Below are 18,104 nucleotides of genomic sequence, written 5' to 3' on the forward strand. Positions count from 1 at the left end.
GAATTTATTTATTCCGCTATTTGCCGATTAGTAAGACCCCTACCTCAAAATTCAGCGAAAGCAAAGAATTTAGGAGGGGGATGAAGAAAACCCCACTGATTAAAGTTTCACTTTATTTTGAAAGGTTTAGAAAATATTTAAATAGGTGATAAAAATGAATCCAAGCGGTTTAAAAGTTACAGGGGCATGGTTTCAAGTAGGTGGGAACCTTACAGCTGCAATTGGAACGACAAGAGGATTTATTGGAGAAGAGAAAGTTGAATCGGATCTCGTTATTGTAGGAAGCTCATTACAAGCCCTCGGGTATATATTACAAATCATTGCGAGCAATTATGATGATGGGGAAGAAAAAAGAGAAAATCAAAATATAGGCTTAGAGAATCAAAGTAAATTACTTGATCAAATAGGAATTGAGCTATTAGCATTAGGGAATATATCAAATGTAATAGGAACATATTTTAATATAAATGAACAATCGAAAGAAAATGATTATCTTATTATTACAGGGAACAATTTACAATCGATCGGTGCTTTTTTAGGAGTAGAAGCAGCTTTGATGGATATAAATGTACTACAGAAAATTATTATATTAGGTAACTCCATGCAAAGTTTAGGTGCTGGATTACAAGCGTATCAAGGTGTTTCAAATGTATTGAAAGATGAGAGAGAAAATGAAGATAGTATTTTTGATAAGAAGGATGAGAGAATAATTGCACTCATTGGTATTTGGATACAAGCGATAGGAACGTTAATTTCTGCAATTGGAGTAACTGCAATAGAGGAAGAAAATAGGCTAGAAAACAATGAAAAGGTTGAAATACTTATATAAATAGAAGGAGATACATGAATTTTATAGGTACGTTAAGATTAAAATAGTAGTAGGTTTTTTTGCCTATAGATAGAATATATAAAGTAAGAGATGTTATATATACTTAATGAAAATTTATGTAACAACAACATCATAAGGTTTCTTTACGTATGTTTTGAAAAGGGATATATAAAATACAAAATAAGGAGTTTTCAAGGGATGATGTATTTATTAGCAATTTTTCTTCCACCTGTTGCTGTACTATTTTGTGGAAAACCAATTCAGGCAATAATAAATTTCATATTAACATTAATATTTTGGGTGCCAGGAGTTATACATGCAATTCTTGTAGTGCATGATAAAAAAGCTGATCGGCGTTTGAAAAAACAAATTCAAGCATATGATGAAATTAATAAGAGGAATCGAAGATAATTCATCTGTGAAATGTTTTTAAAAGAAAGGAGGATTAACCTCCTTTTTTTAGTGGGTGTTAAGTTTAAATTTTTGTGTGGCGGAAAGAATTTTTAATATAAGTTTTATGATAATAACTTTTAGATTGTGCATGTAATAGGCCAGTATAAATACTTTCTGGTACATTAAAGAAATCGTACATACCATTCTTTAATTGGATTCGCAAAATCATAGAAAAAGGATTATAGCCAACAGCAACTATATTTTTTGAAATCACGGGAGATAGCTTCATCATTACGCAACTCCTCACTTTTCATTTTTAATAATTTCTTGTAGATATTGAGGTTGTGAAGTTGAAATCCTTATAAATTAAGAGGTATTATACTTATATGCAATATATTAAATGTTTGTTATACGTAATTATAAGGAAGTTCACACGAAGTACATATCGTTGTGCTATTTTTATTTCACCTTTGATTTATAAATAAGAAAATATTGACCATTTGAAAAAAAGGTATATTATTTATACGAGGTATTAAAAATTCACTTTTTACATTCTATGCTTAAAGGGGCAGCGTTATTAGGAAAAATAGAAGTGAAAATAGTTTGTATAAGAAGTATTCTAAAATTTATAATCTGTGAATTGGGAAAATATTGAATGCTCCAGGTCAATATACTTTCTTAATCAAATGCATTTTAGAAAGTGACCTCAATATTTTTAAGTAAATCAACGGGAGAATTGAAAGGCAGGAGAAAGTAACATGTCAGAAAATTATCGTTCTCGAGAGGAACGACGACAAGTTAAAAAGAAAAAACAACCAGCTTCTAAAACACAAAAACCAAAAGGTAAAACATCATTCTTTCGCAAGTTTTTAATTACTTGTTTATTACTTGGTATTGTTGGTTTAGTGGCGGGGGTTGCTACCTTTTTCGTAATGATTAAGGATGCACCAAAACTTGAGAAAGCAAAACTTGTTAATCCGTTATCCTCAAAAATTTATGATAAAAACGGGGATTTGGTATATGAATATGGAAAAGAAAAAAGGACGAATGTTACGTATGAGCAAATACCTAAATTAGTAGAAAATGCATTTTTAGCGACAGAAGATTCACGTTTTTATGAGCATAGCGGAGTAGATTTTAAAGGTACTGCGCGTGCTGTTCTAGTAAGTCTTAAAGGAGATTACGGTTCTCAAGGTGGAAGTACGATAACACAGCAAGTTATTAAAAACTACTTCTTATCAATGGACAAAACACCAAAGCGTAAGGCGCAAGAAATATATTTAGCTTATAAGCTAGAACAACAGTATTCAAAACATGAAATATTAGAGATGTACTTAAATAAAATTAACTTAGGAAACCGTTCATATGGGATCGCAACAGCAGCACAAAACTACTATGGTAAAGAATTGAAGGACTTAACATTACCAGAAGTTGCGATGTTGGCAGGTTTACCGAAAGCACCGAATAACTATGATCCAACGAAAAAAGAAAATGTTCAAAAAGCAACAGAAAGAAGAAATGTTGTTCTAAACTTAATGAATCGACATGGATATATAACAAAACAGGAAATGGAAGAAGCATTAAAAGTTGACGTAGAAAAGGGACTCAAGCCTGCAACTCAACTACAAACAATGCCATACCCTGCATTTATGGATGCAGTTGTGAAAGAAGTAGAAAAAGAATTGCCAGATGCTAATATTGGTTCTGATGGTTTAGAAATTTATACAACGTTAGATCCGAAAGCACAGAAACTCGCTGATAATATTTTAAATAATAATATCATTGATTATCCGAACGATAAATTCCAAGGTGCATTTACATTTATGGATACGAAAACAGGAGAAGTTCGTGCTATAGGTAGTGGCCGTGGAGAAAATAAAGCTGTATTTAAAGGGCATAATATGGCAATTGAATTAGATCGTGCAGCTGGTTCAACGATGAAGCCGATTTTCGACTACGCTCCTGCAATTGAATATTTAAAATGGGCCACGTACCATCAAATTGATGACTCTCCATTTAAGTATTCAACGGGACAAGAAGTACGAAATTCAGATAGAAGTCATATGGGACCTATTACAATGCGTGTAGCATTAGAAAAGTCACGAAATATCCCAGCAATTAAGACTGCGAAAGAAGTTGGAATTAATAAATCAAAAGACTTCTCTGAGAAATTAGGCATTACATTTAATGCGGCACCGACTGAATCAACAGCGATTGGTACAAATGAAGTATCACCAACTGAAATAGCGGGCGCTTATGCGGCATTTGGTAATGATGGTAAATATACGAAACCGCATTTTGTTAAGAAAGTTGTTTATCCAGATGGTAAGTCACAAAGTTTTGGACAAAAGCCAAAACAAGTTATGACAGATTCTACGGCATATATGATTACAGATATGCTTCGTTCTGTAGTTACATCAGGTACTGGTACATCTGCAAATATAGCATCTTTAGATGTAGCTGGTAAAACGGGTACGACAAACTACTCATCAAAACAATTAGCTCAATATAAAATTCCAGAAAGTGCAACTCGTGATAGTTGGTTTGCTGGATATACACCGCAATATACGATGGCAGTATGGACGGGGTATATGAAAGATGGTAAAGACGAGTATATTAGTAGTAAAAATACGAAAATTGCACAGTTGATCTTTAAAGAAATGATGAGTGAAATGGCTACAGATAAATCACGCTTTAAAATGCCAAGTAGCGTTATTCAAGAAGGTAGTGAGCTACGTATAAAAGGTGAAAAACGTGATTCATCGCCAAATACTAGCGTACCGGATACAACGGAGCAACCAAAACAAGATCAACAGCAAAAAACTGAAGAAGAGAAAAAGCAAGAAGAATTAAAGAAACAAGAAGAACTGAAAAAACAAGAAGAGCAAAAGAAACAAGAGGAACTTAAGAAGCAAGAAGAACAAAAGAAACTAGAAGAGCAAAAGAAACAAGAAGAAGAAAAGAAACAAAATGAACAAAATAACGGAAATGGTCAAGGAACGACACCTCCAGCGAATAACGGAGGAGGCCAAGGAACGACACCTCCAGCAAATAACGGAGGAGGTCAAGGAACGACACCTCCAGCGAATAATGGAGGAGGCCAAGGAACGACACCTCCAGCAAATAACGGAGGAGGTCAAGGAACGACACCTCCAGCGAATAATAATGGAGGTCAAGGAACTCCAACCCCACCTGCAACAGTACAACCAAATAATGGTGGAAATGCAGGAGAGGTTCCTGCCAATAATGGACAATAAGAAAAATTTATAGAAAAGTTTTCAAAAGAGCACTTAAGATTTGTAGGAATTTACAATCTTAAGTGCTCTTTTCATTTTGCTACAGAAAATGTAATGTTAAGGGCCGGATAGAAAAAGAGTGAATGTAGTTTATGTGAAATATAACGTAAAGAGAGAAATGATTGTACGTGCGGGTTATCCCGGAAAGGGACTAACTGTGATGGATTACATAAACCATTAAATGAGTGGGAATTATATTCAAATCTTTAATAAATGTCTTTCTTTAACGGTTACTTTAGTTTGGAAAACAATTAAAAAGTCGAATTTCTTATTTAAGGAATTCGACTTTTTATGTTGAAACTGGATTAAAGGTTCGCCTTATTAAAATGTAGGGGTAATACAGTGATAGCTATTAAATGTTAAACGTACCATAAAAATTTTGAAAAAAAATTGAAGGGAAATGATAAAAGACTTGAGTCGGAGGTAGTGGAGGATAACTATGGCTATGAATGGGAGTACTACTGGGGTGTGTACCATGATGCCAAAATGATGGGGTAACTTGACCGGGAATTTGATATTGCTGCCAAGTTGCGGGAAGTTCAATTCCTACATCGGAGCTAGCTGTATGAACTGCAGGAACATGTATTCCAGGAGTCGAAGGAACTACGGCAGTTACTCTTAATAATACCCACATGAAATATTCACTCCTAAGTTGTGATAATAAATTAGTATATTCTTTTCACACATATAAAGGCACATATATAGGACTTTCGTTTAAAACATGCGTACAAAGTCTTAAGACTAATGTAAGCTGATGGTGGACTATTTAATATGAAAAGATACGTCTATTTGCGGAGGGAAAAGAGATAAAAAAAATGTACAATGAGGGTGTTAATCGTAATATTTTACGAGTGTATGGAGGTATTTTTATGGAACGATTATGGACGAAATCATTTATTCAAATGACTTTCGCAATGTTATTTTTATTTACAGGATTTTATTTACTTGTTCCAACGCTCCCGCTCTTTATTAAAGAGATAGGTGGCAATGAATCGCAAGTTGGACTCATGATGGGAATGTTTACAATAGCTGCTGTTGTAATACGACCGATTATTGGAGGAATGTTAGATCAATATGGTAGAAGATCCTTTATTATTTTCGGACTCATCTTTTTTGGATTAACGATGTATTCCTATAATATAGCATCGACTATTGTCCTTTTAGCTGTTTTACGTGTTATTCACGGAGTAACATGGGCTGTTTCTACAACAGCTGTTGGAACAGCAATAACGGATATTATTCCAGATTCACGCCGTGGTGAAGGTATGGGCTGGTACGGGATGGCGATGACAATTGCAATGGCGATCGGACCAATGATTGGACTATGGGTTGTACAAAATTATTCATTTCATGGTCTATTTTTATTAGCGACGTTGTTATCTTTTATGGCAGTCGTATTATCACTAATAACGAAGATGCCATTTACGCCACAAAAAGAAAAAGGGAAAATTCAGCTATTTGAGAAATCTGTATTAACAATCACGATTGTAGTATTCTTTTTATCGTTTGCATATGGAGGAATAACAACCTTTTTACCGTTATTTGCATCATCAATTCATGTGAATCCAGGAACTTTCTTTCTTGTATATGCAATTGCATTAACAATTGTAAGACCAATTTCAGGGAAACTATTAGATAAGTATGGAGAAGTATTCATCATACTCCCAGCATTATGTATTACTATTTTAGCTATAGTTGTTTTAACTATTTCAAATGGTTTGTTAGGTGTAATTATCGCAGCAACATTATACGGTATTGGATTTGGTTCAGCGCAGCCAGCTTTGCAAGCGGCAATGCTTACAATTGTCGATCCGAGTAAAAGAGGAGTTGCAAATGCTTCATTTTTTACAGCGTTTGATTTAGGAATCGGGTTAGGTGCTATTTTACTTGGAGTTGTTTCACAAATGTTTGGTTATCGTATTTTATTTTCAGGGAGTGCAATTTCGGCATTAATAGCCTTAATCATTTTCGTCTTCTTTGTAAAACAACGATTAGGAAAAAAAGAGTTTGCGTAAACTGGAGGAATAAAGATGAGAATTTCAATTGATCGTAAAGCTCTGCAATGGTTCCAGGAAGAATTACGTATAAAGCACGGTGAATCTGTACGTTTTACTGTAAGGTACGGAGGGGATAGTTCAATTCAGCCCGGATATTCTTTAGGGGTTGTTGCTGAGAAACCAGATGGGGAAATAGTGTCAGTTGAGAAGGAAGGTATTATATTTTTTGTAGATTCTGATGATCTTTGGTATTTTCAAAACTATGATTTATTTGTAAGTTATCATGAGGAAATGGAAGAAATTCAATTTAATTATGTAAAATAATAACTTTATTAAAAATGAATAAGTTTTATATAAAAATTATATTTAAGAGATAGTGAAATAAATATCATATAGTAACGAGCTGTATTTATGTACAGCTCGTTTTTTTTATTTCTCAAATAAAATTAGAATAATTGTATATTTGGCGGTGTTATATGAAAAATCTTTATATCTTGTTTTTGAAAATACGCAAAAAAGTCTATTCTTTCTTTATAAAATATAAGAATTATTTTTAAAAAATTGTATTGTTACAGTAAGAAAAGTGTAGGAAACTTATCATTATAAAATAAATTGAAATCTTCTAAAAACTCTGATACATTGAAATAGAAATGTAGTTTCACAATATTGTAAAGGCTTACAGTTATGTGCACGAAGATCTATTAGGATTGGAGGAAATAATGATGAAAGCTGAAGAAAAATTTTCCCCGGGATTAGATGGTATAGTGGCAGCGGAGACGAAAATCTCGTTTCTTGACACAGTAAAAGGTGAAATTGTAATTCAAGGGTATGACTTAATCGAACTCTCAAAAACAAAAGAGTATTTAGACATTGTGCACCTTTTATTGGAGGAACATCTACCGAATGAAGATGAAAAAGCAACACTTGAAAAGAAATTAAAAGAAGAATATGCAGTACCAGAAGGTGTATTCAACGTACTAAAGGCATTGCCTAAAGAGACGCATCCCATGGATGGATTACGTACAGGTGTGTCAGCGTTAGCTGGTTACGATAATGATATCGAAAACCGCTCGTTAGAAGTGAATAAAAGCCGAGGGTACAAGCTGTTAAGTAAAGTGCCAAACATTGTAGCGAATAGCTATCATATTTTAAATAATGAGGAGCCAATTGAACCTCTTAAAGAATTATCTTATAGTGCGAATTTCTTCTATATGTTAACTGGTAAAAAACCAACTGAACTTGAGGAAAAGATCTTTGATCGTTCCCTTGTTTTATATAGTGAGCATGAAATGCCAAACTCTACATTTACAGCGCGCGTTATTGCATCAACACAATCAGATTTATACGGTGCTTTAACAGGTGCAGTTGCATCTTTAAAAGGAAGTTTACATGGCGGTGCAAATGAAGCGGTTATGTACATGCTTTTAGAAGCTGGTAATGTTGAGAAATTTGAAGAGTTATTACAGAAGAAACTATATAACAAAGAAAAAATTATGGGCTTTGGACACCGTGTTTATATGAAGAAGATGGATCCAAGAGCACTTATGATGAAGGAAGCTTTAAAACAGTTATGTGATGTAAAAGGTGATTATACACTATATGAAATGTGTGAAGCTGGAGAAAAGATTATGGAAAAGGAAAAAGGAATTTATCCAAATCTTGATTATTATGCAGCTCCAGTATATTGGATGCTAGGTATTCCAATTCAACTTTACACACCTATCTTCTTTAGCTCTAGAACAGTGGGATTATGTGCGCACGTTATTGAGCAACATGCAAATAATCGTTTGTTCCGTCCGCGTGTAAATTATATTGGCGAGCGACATGTACTTAGTAAATAAGAACAACTGGGGAGTTGTTAGCACCGCCCGCCAGATGGGTGTTTGACCGACACCCATCATTAATAATAACGAATTTTCGACAGAAAGGGAAGGATAGCATGATTAAAACAAATGAAATTAAGCAAAAAGATGCATTATTAGAAGAGATTACGGATTATGTATTAAATAAAGAGGTTACTAGTGCAGAAGCATTCAGTACAGCTCGTTACGTATTACTTGATACACTTGGATGTGGAATTTTAGCACTACAATATCCAGAATGTACGAAATTACTAGGACCAGTTGTGCCAGGAACAGTCGTGCCAAATGGTACACGTGTACCAGGTACGTCTTATGTACTAGATCCAGTAAAAGGTGCATTTAATATCGGATGTATGATCCGTTGGTTAGACTATAACGATACTTGGCTTGCAGCAGAGTGGGGACATCCATCTGATAACCTAGGCGGAATTTTAGCGGTCGCAGATTATATTAGCCGTGTTCGCATTTCAGAAGGAAAAGAAGCTTTAAAAGTACGTGAAGTATTAGAAATGATGATTAAAGCACATGAAATTCAAGGCGTGCTTGCTTTAGAAAACAGCTTAAACAGAGTTGGTCTTGACCATGTATTATATGTAAAAGTAGCAACAACTGCAGTAGTTGCGAAAATGCTTGGCGGAACACGTGAAGAAATCTTTAATGCATTATCACATGCGTGGATTGATAATTCTAGTCTTCGTACATATCGTCATGCTCCAAATACGGGCTCACGTAAATCATGGGCTGCAGGTGACGCAACGAGCCGCGGTGTTCATCTTGCAATGACTGCTCTAAAAGGTGAAATGGGTTATCCAACAGCATTATCTGCGCCAGGATGGGGATTCCAAGATGTATTATTCAATAAACAAGAATTAAAATTAGCAAGACCACTAGAGTCATATGTAATGGAAAATGTATTATTTAAAGTGTCATATCCAGCAGAATTCCATGCACAAACAGCTGCAGAATGTGCAGTGAAGTTGCATCCGGAAATTAAAGAGAGATTGGATGAAATTGACCGTATTACAATTACGACTCATGAATCAGCAATTCGTATTATTGATAAAGAAGGCCCATTAAATAACCCAGCTGATCGTGATCATTGCTTACAATACATTACGGCAATTGGTTTATTAAAAGGAGATATCGTTGCAGACGATTATGAAGATGCAGTAGCAAACGATCCACGTGTAGACGAATTACGTAATAAGATGGTTGTTGTTGAAAACAAACAGTACAGTTTAGATTACCTTGACCCGAACAAGCGCTCAATCGCCAACGCTGTTCAAGTTCACTTTAAAGATGGCACAGTAACAGAAAATGTGGAATGTGAATATCCACTTGGTCACCGTTTCCGTAGAGACGAAGCAATTCCAAAAGTTGTTCAAAAATTCACTGCAAATATGGCAGGTCATTATTCTAGTAAGCAACAAGAACAAATTCATGAAGTTTGTTTAAATGAAGAAAAGCTAGAAAATATGAATGTAAATGAATTTGTAGATCTATTCTTAATTTAATAATAGGGGGAATTTAGAATGGCTTGGGTTGTGAAAAAGCAGTCAACACAAGAGGAGCTTGCGAATCGATTCCGAGCTTTAGTAGAAGCAAATGAAATTTTGCAAATTCCAGGTGCTCATGATGCAATGGCGGCTTTAGTTGCAAAAAATACAGGTTTTTCAGCTCTTTATTTATCAGGAGCTGCTTATACTGCAAGTAAAGGCTTACCAGATTTAGGTATCGTGACGTCTACTGAAGTGGCTGAGAGAGCAAGAGATTTAGTAAGAGCTACAGACTTACCTGTTCTTGTTGACATTGATACAGGATTTGGTGGTGTACTAAATGTAGCGAGAACAGCTGTAGAAATGGTGGAAGCGAAAGTAGCAGCTGTCCAAATTGAAGATCAGCAATTACCAAAAAAATGTGGGCATTTAAATGGTAAGAAACTTGTTACTACAGAAGAATTGGTTCAAAAAATTAAAGCGATTAAAGAAGTTGCACCGAGCTTATACATTGTAGCACGTACTGATGCTCGTGGCGTTGAAGGATTAGATGAAGCAATTGAAAGAGCAAATGCATATGTAAAAGCAGGTGCAGACGCAATTTTCCCTGAAGCGCTTCAATCAGAGGAAGAATTCCGTCTATTTAATAGTAAGGTAAATGCACCTTTACTTGCGAATATGACTGAATTCGGAAAAACTCCATATTATAGTGCAGAGGAATTTGCAAATATGGGCTTCCAAATGGTTATTTATCCTGTAACTTCACTTCGCGTTGCAGCGAAAGCGTATGAAAATGTGTTTACTTTAATTAAAGAAACAGGTTCTCAAAAAGATGCACTTTCTAATATGCAAACGAGAAGTGAATTATACGAAACAATTTCATATCATGACTTTGAAGAGTTAGATACTGGTATTGCAAAAACAGTATTATCAGAAGATCAATAGATAAAGCAGCGAAGGCGATGAAAATACATCTTTGGCAAAATAAAATGCTTGATGTGAAAAATCATCGCCTTCTATTTTCAAAAAAGATATTCCACTCATCGTAGACGAGCATAAGCAAAAAGCTATGAAAGCCGAATGATAGGGGGATACATATGGAGAAAACGAAGTTACCATGGGATGAATTTTTTTCACTCAATAAAGATATAAATCATACTTACTTTACACCAGAAGATTTTTCAGGTGATGAAGATTTAATCGCAAAAACGACAGAACAATTCGTTAAACAAGAAATTGTTCCACAAATGGAGAATATTGAACAACATAACTATAAAGTTTCTCGTCAATTATTTGAGAAAGCTGGGGAACTTGGATTATTAGGCATTGAGGTACCAGAAGATTATGGCGGGTTCGAGTTAGGAAAGGCTGTCTCAGGTCTTGTAGCAGAGAAAATGGGTTACGCTGGTGCGTTTAGCGTTTCTTTTAATATACACGCTGGTGTTGGTACATTGCCTTACATATATTACGGAACGAAAGAACAGAAAGAAAAATATTTACCGAAAATCGCATCGGGAGAATGGATTGGGGCTTATGCTTTAACTGAGCCAAATGCTGGTTCGGATGCATTAAGTGCAAAAACAAGCGCCGTATTGAATGAAGAGGGAACAGCTTGGAAGTTAAATGGTGAGAAGCAATGGATTACAAATGCTCATATGGCAGATGTATACGTTGTTTTTGCGAAGACAAATAAAGGAATGACAGCATTTATTGTCGAAAGAACATGTGAAGGTGTATCTATTGGATTAGAAGAAAAGAAAATGGGGATTAAAGGTTCTTCAACAGCGACTCTTATTTTAGAAGATGTTGTCATCCCTGCTGAAAATGTTTTAGGGGAAGTTGGGAAAGGGCATCACGTAGCCCTTAATATTCTTAACTTTGCTAGACTTAAACTTGCTTTTGGAAATATTGGAACAGCAAAACAAGCAATTGGTTTGTCGGTTCAATATGGAAAAGAGCGAAAACAGTTCCAAACGGAATTAGTAGACTTTACGATGATTCAAGAGAAAATTGCAAATATGATCATTGCTACATATGGAGCAGAAAGTGCAGCTTATCGTACAGCAGGTGTAATCGATGAAGCAATTCATGAGAGCGATGAAGATCTTATGAAGAAAATGTCCCAATTTGCAATTGAATGTGCACTTAATAAAGTGAACGCTTCTGAAACACTTGCTTATATCGTAGATGAAGCTGTACAAATTCATGGTGGTTACGGTTATATGCAAGAGTATGAGGTAGAACGATTATATCGTGATGCTAGAATTAGTCGTATTTTTGAAGGAACGAATGAAATTAATAGATTAACAGTTGCCAAAATGTTAATGAAGCAAATCGAACAATTAGAAGATACTGCAGTAGAAAGTGATGTAGCAAATGTAGAAAGAAACCATCGTTACATTTTATTAGCGAAAAAATTGTTGAAACAATCTTTGAAAACGCTCTCTAAAACTCCAGCCCTAAAAATTGACCAAGAACAAGAATATTCACGTGTAATTTCAAATATGTTGACGGACGTGTACGTCATGGAATCAGCGTTTTTACGTACGAGAAAAGCGGTAAGTAAAAATGGTGAGGAAAAAGAACATACGAAGCAACTCATAACAGATGTTATTTGTGAAGAAGGATACCGTAAAGTAGAAGAAGCAGCGATTTCTGTACTTTCGGCGGCTGTCACAGAAGAACAAGATAGACATGTGATTTTAGCTGAAATCCGTCAATTATTAGTACCTTTATACACGAACGTATTTACGAAGAAGAGAGAAATTGCGAAAGCTATTATAAATCGTGGGAAATATATTGTGTAAATAGGAGGAAAGCGATATGAAAAAGATTGGTTTTATCGGTTTAGGTAACATGGGTCTTCCGATGTCAAAAAATCTAGCTAAATCAGGTTACACAGTATATGGCGTGGACTTAAATAAAGAGGCAGAAGCGTCCTTTGAAAAAGAAGGCGGAATTATCGGTCTATCAATCTCAAAACTAGCAGAAACATGTGATGTAGTTTTTACAAGTTTACCTTCACCTCGCGCTGTTGAAGCGGTATATTTTGGAGCAGAAGGATTATTTGAAAATGGTCACTCGAATGTAGTTTTCATTGATACAAGTACGGTATCGCCGCAGTTAAACAAACAATTAGAGGAAGCTGCAAAGGAAAAGAAAGTAAACTTTTTAGCAGCACCTGTGAGCGGCGGTGTAATTGGAGCCGAAAATCGTACATTAACGTTTATGGTTGGTGGATCAAAAGAGGTATATGAGAAAACGGAATCTATCATGGGCGTTCTAGGCGCGAACATTTTCCATGTTAGTGAGCAGATTGATAGTGGTACAACTGTTAAGTTAATTAATAACTTATTAATTGGTTTTTATACAGCTGGTGTAAGTGAAGCTTTAACATTAGCGAAAAAGAACAATATGGATTTAGATAAAATGTTTGATATTTTAAATGTAAGTTACGGCCAAAGCAGAATTTATGAACGTAATTTTAAAAGTTTTATAGCACCTGAAAACTACGAGCCAGGATTTACTGTGAACTTATTGAAGAAAGATTTAGGGTTTGCAGTTGACTTAGCTAAGGAAAGCGAACTCCATTTACCGGTAAGCGAAATGTTATTAAATGTATATGACGAAGCGAGTCAAGCTGGATATGGTGAAAACGATATGGCTGCTTTATATAAGAAAGTTAGCGAGCAATTAATTTCTAATCAAAAATAAATTATACAAAGGAGAGAATACAATGATTACAACTGAAATTAAACGAGTGAAAAATCACATTAACGGTGAGTGGGTTGAATCGACAGGTACGGAAGTAGAAGCAGTTCCAAATCCAGCGACTGGAAAAATTATCGCTTACGTTCCACTATCTCCAAAAGAGGATGTTGAAAAAGCTGTTGAAGCGGCAAAAGCAGCATTCGAAACATGGTCTAAAGTACCAGTTCCGAATCGTTCAAGAAATTTATATAAATATTTACAGCTATTACAAGAAAACAAAGATGAGCTTGCAAAAATTATTACGCTAGAAAATGGTAAGACGCTAACAGATGCAACAGGTGAAGTACAGCGTGGTATTGAAGCGGTAGAACTTGCAACATCTACGCCAAATTTAATGATGGGTCAAGCACTTCCGAATATCGCTAGCGGAATTGATGGATCAATTTGGCGCTACCCAATCGGAGTTGTTGCTGGTATTACACCGTTCAACTTCCCAATGATGATTCCATTATGGATGTTCCCACTTGCAATTGCTTGCGGTAATACATTCGTATTAAAAACATCGGAAAGAACGCCACTTTTAGCGGAGCGACTTGTAGAATTATTCTATGAAGCAGGTTTCCCAAAAGGCGTATTAAATTTAGTACAAGGCGGAAAAGATGTTGTAAATAGCATTTTAGAAAATAAAGATATTCAAGCTGTTTCGTTCGTTGGCTCTGAGCCGGTAGCTCGTTACGTATATGAAACAGGTACAAAACACGGAAAACGTGTACAAGCGTTAGCAGGTGCGAAAAACCATGCGATTGTAATGCCAGATTGCAATCTTGAGAAAACAGTACAAGGTGTAATTGGATCTGCATTTGCAAGTAGTGGAGAGCGCTGTATGGCATGCTCAGTAGTAGCAGTAGTGGATGAAATTGCTGATGAATTCATTGATGTATTAGTAGCAGAAACGAAAAAATTAAAAGTAGGCGATGGCTTTAACGAAGATAACTATGTTGGACCATTAATCCGTGAATCTCATAAAGAGCGCGTTTTAGGCTATATTAATAGCGGTGTAGCAGATGGGGCAACTTTATTAGTAGATGGCCGTAAAATTAATGAAGAAGTTGGAGAAGGTTACTTTGTAGGTGCGACAATCTTTGATGGCGTGAATCAAGAAATGAAAATTTGGCAAGATGAAATTTTTGCTCCAGTATTAAGCATTGTACGTGTTAAAGATTTAGAAGAAGGTATTAAACTAACAAATCAATCTAAATTTGCAAACGGTGCGGTTATTTATACGTCAAATGGTAAACATGCACAAACATTCCGTGATAACATCGATGCTGGTATGATCGGTGTAAATGTAAATGTTCCAGCACCAATGGCATTCTTCGCATTTGCAGGAAATAAAGCTTCATTCTTTGGTGATTTAGGTACAAATGGTACAGATGGCGTTCAATTCTATACACGTAAAAAAGTTGTAACTGAGCGCTGGTTTTAATATAGAGTAAACAGCCAAATCAGCTATTAAATGAAAACCACCACCACTATTAATAGTGGTGGTGGTTTTCATCTTGTTAATTATTTTTTTCAAAAGCTAGTTTAATACCAAATCCAATTAGGACGACTCCTGTTAGCCCTTGAATATAACGTTGCGTCTTTGGTTTTTTCATAAAAGCACTAATTTTATCAATTAAAAATATATAAAATGCAAACCAAATGACTGTTAAAACGAGGTAAGTAAGGCCCATTACAAGAAGTTGAATAAATGTATTATGATTTGGATTTAAAAATTGCGGTAAAAAAGTTAAAAAGAAGACTGCAACTTTAGGATTTAATAAATTTGTAAGAAATCCTTGGCGAAAGCAAGAAGTATGTTCGTTTTCATTATTCAAAGATAGATCATTTGTATCTAAGTTTTCTTTGTTTCTTACTGCTAAAAGGGCTTTAATACCGATATATATTAAATAGAGAGCCCCAACGTACTTGAAAATAGAAAATAAAAGAGCTGACTTTACAATAAGTGCAGAAAGACCAATTACAGCAGCTAAAGTATGAATTAATAGTGCAATACATGTACCAAACACTGTTTTCACTCCACCGATTTTACCAGCAACCAATGTGTTTTTCGTAGCCATTGCTGTATCTGGACCAGGTAAAATGATAAGGCAAATAGACATAATGATGAAAAGAAGATAATTTTCTATCATAGCCGCCCCTCCTTTTTATTTTTAGAATATTTGATTAAAATCAGTGTAGCACAAAAATGGATTTAATAAAATTAAATTTTATTAAAAATTATTAAATAAAAAAGGCTATATAGTAGCTGTAATTACACTACTATATAGCCTCGATTTTATCCCGCTATTTGCGAGTAGTAAGATTTCCACCGCACAAGATTTAGCTGGAGCAAAGAAGTTAGGTGGGGGATGAACAAAACACCCACTCATTACAGTTTCATTTTATGCATTAAGTAAATTAAAGAAACGATTCACATCTTCTTCTGAAACGTCACTTAACTGTTTATATTTATAATTCGGATTTTGATCTTTATCAACGACAACGGAGCGTACTCCTTCGAAGAAATCTTCATGTCTCATGAAGTTTTTAGCAAGTATAAGGTCCGTAGCGAAACATTCTTCAACGGATTTATCTTGTCCATCAATAAACTGTTTTAATGTTACTTTTAGTGAAATAGGTGATTTTGATAACAGTGTTTCTTTCGTTTTTAGAGCAAAGGAGCTTTCATCTTTCTCCAATGAATGGATGATTTCTTCAATTGTATCGTAAGCAAAATGTGAATTAATTACTTCTAATGAAGGAGTCAGCTCGCTTTCTAAGTTTGGAGCAGTTGCGAATGTACGAATAACTTCTTTTAAATTAGTATGTACATCATCTTCTTTATGCCAATTTACACTTTCAAGTTCAGTAAGAAACTCTGGTAATGAATCAGATGTCATAAAGTAATCAGCAGCATTAATAAATAATACGTCAGAAGCTTTTAAAATAGATGCTGTTAAAGCAACGAAGCGACCTGTATATCCAGGTGCTTTATTTAAGAAATATGCAGCTCCGACGTCTGGGAAGAAGCCGATATTCATCTCTGGCATTGCCCATTTCGTACGTTCAGTTACAATGCGATACTTCGCACCATTTGTAAGACCGACACCACCGCCCATTACAATTCCATCTAAACAAGCAATAATCGGTTTTGTATATTGATAAATATATGTATCAATTTCATACTCTTCTTCAAAAAAACGTTCTGCATGTTGCAATGCCACTTCATTGGAACGCGCTTCATAAAGAGTTTTAATGTCGCCACCTGCACAAAAACCTTTTGTGCCAGCTCCTTTTAACACGATAAGTGCAATACGCTCATCGTGTTCCCACTCTTTAAGTTTTTGTCCGATAGGTTGTAACATGTCATAAGATAAAGAATTAAGTGCTTTTGGACGGTTTAAAGTAATTGTTGCAACGCCGTTTTCACTAACAGAAAATAAAACGTGTTCAGTCATAATGCATCCTCCCTTACATATCTTCTTATTCTTAATTCTTGATATGTACTGAAATGTCCTTTATAAATTTTGTCAAAAGTTGACGGTAAATATTAATTTGGTCACCGCATATTTTGACGAGTTATCTTTGCAGGATTTCAGAGACTGAGGGGGAATATTACAACATTACTGTAAGTGTAATTATTTGAAGTTATAATGATAAAAGCGCTATTATATAGGTGTGAATTGTTCATTATCAATTCTAAAAAGAGTGTTTGAAGAAAAAATGAATCGTACAATTGTAATAAAAAATTTTACACTGAATTAGAAATAGAGAAAGGAGAAATCGGAATGCCAGGACCTTTACTATTGTCGGTTATTATTTTGTCTTCTTTAATGATAGGGATAACGCAGTATTTTCATCATACAGATACGACAGAAGAAGTGAAGGATAAAGTACGTCTCGTATTTCCGATTTTTATAATATCTATTTCATTCTGTATTTTATTAAATAAAGATGGGTACATTGTCGCAGTGTTCTCATTTTTCGTCGCAATCGTTTTAATTACCGTTTTATATTATGTAATGAAAGACTTTATACAAAAATAAAGATGTCACAATAGGCATTTTTATTTTGGAGAAAATATAAAATTTCACATACCGTATTTTATATAAAATACATAAAACATATAACAATAGAAAAGTGTGTACTTTGCTGTGTATGTACTTGTCAATCTTGCATAGCCACTATACTATTAAAATGTAGAGATTATAAAAAGGGGTTGTATCTATCATGAAATTTGAGATGCACACAAAAATTATTTCAAATGAAAAAGAAGTAAGATTACATATTGAAGAAAATATATTTCAATTAATATTGGATGGTTATCACTTATTTACAATTCAAGAAATATTGCCTTTATATAAATCAAATGAAGAAAGAATTGGAAGTGCAACGATATTGAAGCTAGAGTGGGAGAACGGAAAAACTACAATAAACTATCAACTCGTTTCACTAAAATCAGTAAATTAAAAGGA

At 34.7% G+C, this 18,104-nt stretch carries 17 protein-coding genes; 13 read left to right on the forward strand and 4 right to left on the reverse strand.

The genetic code is table 11. The features are described 5' to 3' along the window. Positions 1–154 precede the first annotated feature (154 nt). On the forward strand, positions 155–829 hold the full coding sequence (locus ATL10_RS05515; protein ID WP_098235643.1) for a DUF6944 family repetitive protein: 675 nt from the start codon (positions 155–157) through the stop codon (positions 827–829). Positions 830–1,027: 198 nt separating this feature from the next. Continuing rightward, positions 1,028–1,240 carry a YqaE/Pmp3 family membrane protein gene (locus ATL10_RS05520; protein WP_000990219.1) on the forward strand — a complete coding sequence of 71 codons (213 nt, stop codon included), beginning with the start codon at positions 1,028–1,030 and terminating at the stop codon, positions 1,238–1,240. Positions 1,241–1,304: 64 nt separating this feature from the next. On the opposite strand, the gene ATL10_RS05525 is transcribed toward ATL10_RS05520, so the two are convergent. Then, positions 1,305–1,514, reverse strand: coding sequence for a KTSC domain-containing protein (locus ATL10_RS05525; protein WP_000977080.1), 210 nt, complete (start codon positions 1,512–1,514; stop codon positions 1,305–1,307). 466 nt (positions 1,515–1,980) lie between these two features. Between ATL10_RS05525 and ATL10_RS05530 the strand changes: the two genes are divergently transcribed. After that, positions 1,981–4,479, forward strand: a complete 2,499-nt coding sequence (locus ATL10_RS05530; RefSeq protein ID WP_025118549.1) for a transglycosylase domain-containing protein — start codon at positions 1,981–1,983, stop codon at positions 4,477–4,479. A 391-nt stretch (positions 4,480–4,870) separates the two neighbouring features. Here the strand turns inward: ATL10_RS05530 and ATL10_RS05535 are convergent, their stop codons facing one another. After that, a complete protein-coding gene (locus ATL10_RS05535) occupies positions 4,871–5,152 on the reverse strand; it encodes a hypothetical protein (RefSeq protein WP_000270089.1) in 282 nt (93 codons plus the stop codon). A 235-nt stretch (positions 5,153–5,387) separates the two neighbouring features. Between ATL10_RS05535 and ATL10_RS05540 the strand changes: the two genes are divergently transcribed. The 8 genes from ATL10_RS05540 (at position 5,388) to ATL10_RS05575 (ending at position 15,070) form a co-directional block, all read left to right on the forward strand. Then, on the forward strand, positions 5,388–6,533 hold the full coding sequence (locus ATL10_RS05540) for an MFS transporter (RefSeq protein WP_014482022.1): 1,146 nt from the start codon (positions 5,388–5,390) through the stop codon (positions 6,531–6,533). A 15-nt stretch (positions 6,534–6,548) separates the two neighbouring features. Continuing rightward, entirely contained in the window at positions 6,549–6,839 is a 291-nt protein-coding gene (locus ATL10_RS05545) for a HesB/YadR/YfhF family protein (RefSeq protein ID WP_001222842.1), read from the forward strand. Between the two features lie 395 nt (positions 6,840–7,234). Further along, positions 7,235–8,356: a citrate synthase gene (mmgD, locus tag ATL10_RS05550; protein WP_001987369.1), complete on the forward strand. Its 1,122-nt coding sequence runs from the start codon at positions 7,235–7,237 to the stop codon at positions 8,354–8,356. A gap of 98 nt (positions 8,357–8,454) precedes the next feature. Next, complete coding sequence (prpD, locus tag ATL10_RS05555) at positions 8,455–9,891, forward strand: 2-methylcitrate dehydratase (protein ID WP_000598139.1); 1,437 nt, start codon at positions 8,455–8,457, stop codon at positions 9,889–9,891. Positions 9,892–9,909: 18 nt separating this feature from the next. Further along, complete coding sequence (gene prpB, locus ATL10_RS05560; RefSeq protein WP_000312640.1) at positions 9,910–10,818, forward strand: methylisocitrate lyase; 909 nt, start codon at positions 9,910–9,912, stop codon at positions 10,816–10,818. A gap of 152 nt (positions 10,819–10,970) precedes the next feature. After that, on the forward strand, positions 10,971–12,680 hold the full coding sequence (locus tag ATL10_RS05565; protein ID WP_098834788.1) for an acyl-CoA dehydrogenase family protein: 1,710 nt from the start codon (positions 10,971–10,973) through the stop codon (positions 12,678–12,680). A 16-nt stretch (positions 12,681–12,696) separates the two neighbouring features. Beyond that, positions 12,697–13,587 (forward strand): NAD(P)-dependent oxidoreductase, encoded by an 891-nt coding sequence (locus ATL10_RS05570; RefSeq protein ID WP_000719400.1) that lies wholly within the window; start codon positions 12,697–12,699, stop codon positions 13,585–13,587. A 22-nt stretch (positions 13,588–13,609) separates the two neighbouring features. After that, on the forward strand, positions 13,610–15,070 hold the full coding sequence (locus ATL10_RS05575; protein WP_000633344.1) for a CoA-acylating methylmalonate-semialdehyde dehydrogenase: 1,461 nt from the start codon (positions 13,610–13,612) through the stop codon (positions 15,068–15,070). Between the two features lie 76 nt (positions 15,071–15,146). Here ATL10_RS05575 and ATL10_RS05580 read toward each other — a convergent pair whose 3' ends face one another. Further along, positions 15,147–15,779 carry a LysE family translocator gene (locus tag ATL10_RS05580; RefSeq protein ID WP_000572348.1) on the reverse strand — a complete coding sequence of 211 codons (633 nt, stop codon included), beginning with the start codon at positions 15,777–15,779 and terminating at the stop codon, positions 15,147–15,149. Between the two features lie 252 nt (positions 15,780–16,031). Beyond that, positions 16,032–17,087 (reverse strand): enoyl-CoA hydratase/isomerase family protein, encoded by a 1,056-nt coding sequence (locus tag ATL10_RS05585; protein WP_074047299.1) that lies wholly within the window; start codon positions 17,085–17,087, stop codon positions 16,032–16,034. 330 nt (positions 17,088–17,417) lie between these two features. Between ATL10_RS05585 and ATL10_RS05590 the strand changes: the two genes are divergently transcribed. Both ATL10_RS05590 and ATL10_RS05595 read left to right on the forward strand, forming a co-directional pair. Beyond that, positions 17,418–17,675, forward strand: a complete 258-nt coding sequence (locus tag ATL10_RS05590) for a hypothetical protein (RefSeq protein WP_001119409.1) — start codon at positions 17,418–17,420, stop codon at positions 17,673–17,675. Positions 17,676–17,859: 184 nt separating this feature from the next. After that, entirely contained in the window at positions 17,860–18,099 is a 240-nt protein-coding gene (locus ATL10_RS05595; protein ID WP_000667344.1) for a DUF2584 family protein, read from the forward strand. Positions 18,100–18,104 lie beyond the last annotated feature (5 nt).

The organism is Bacillus sp. 196mf, assembly GCF_003217275.1.
Taxonomy (GTDB): Bacteria; Bacillota; Bacilli; order Bacillales; family Bacillaceae_G; genus Bacillus_A; species Bacillus_A thuringiensis_S.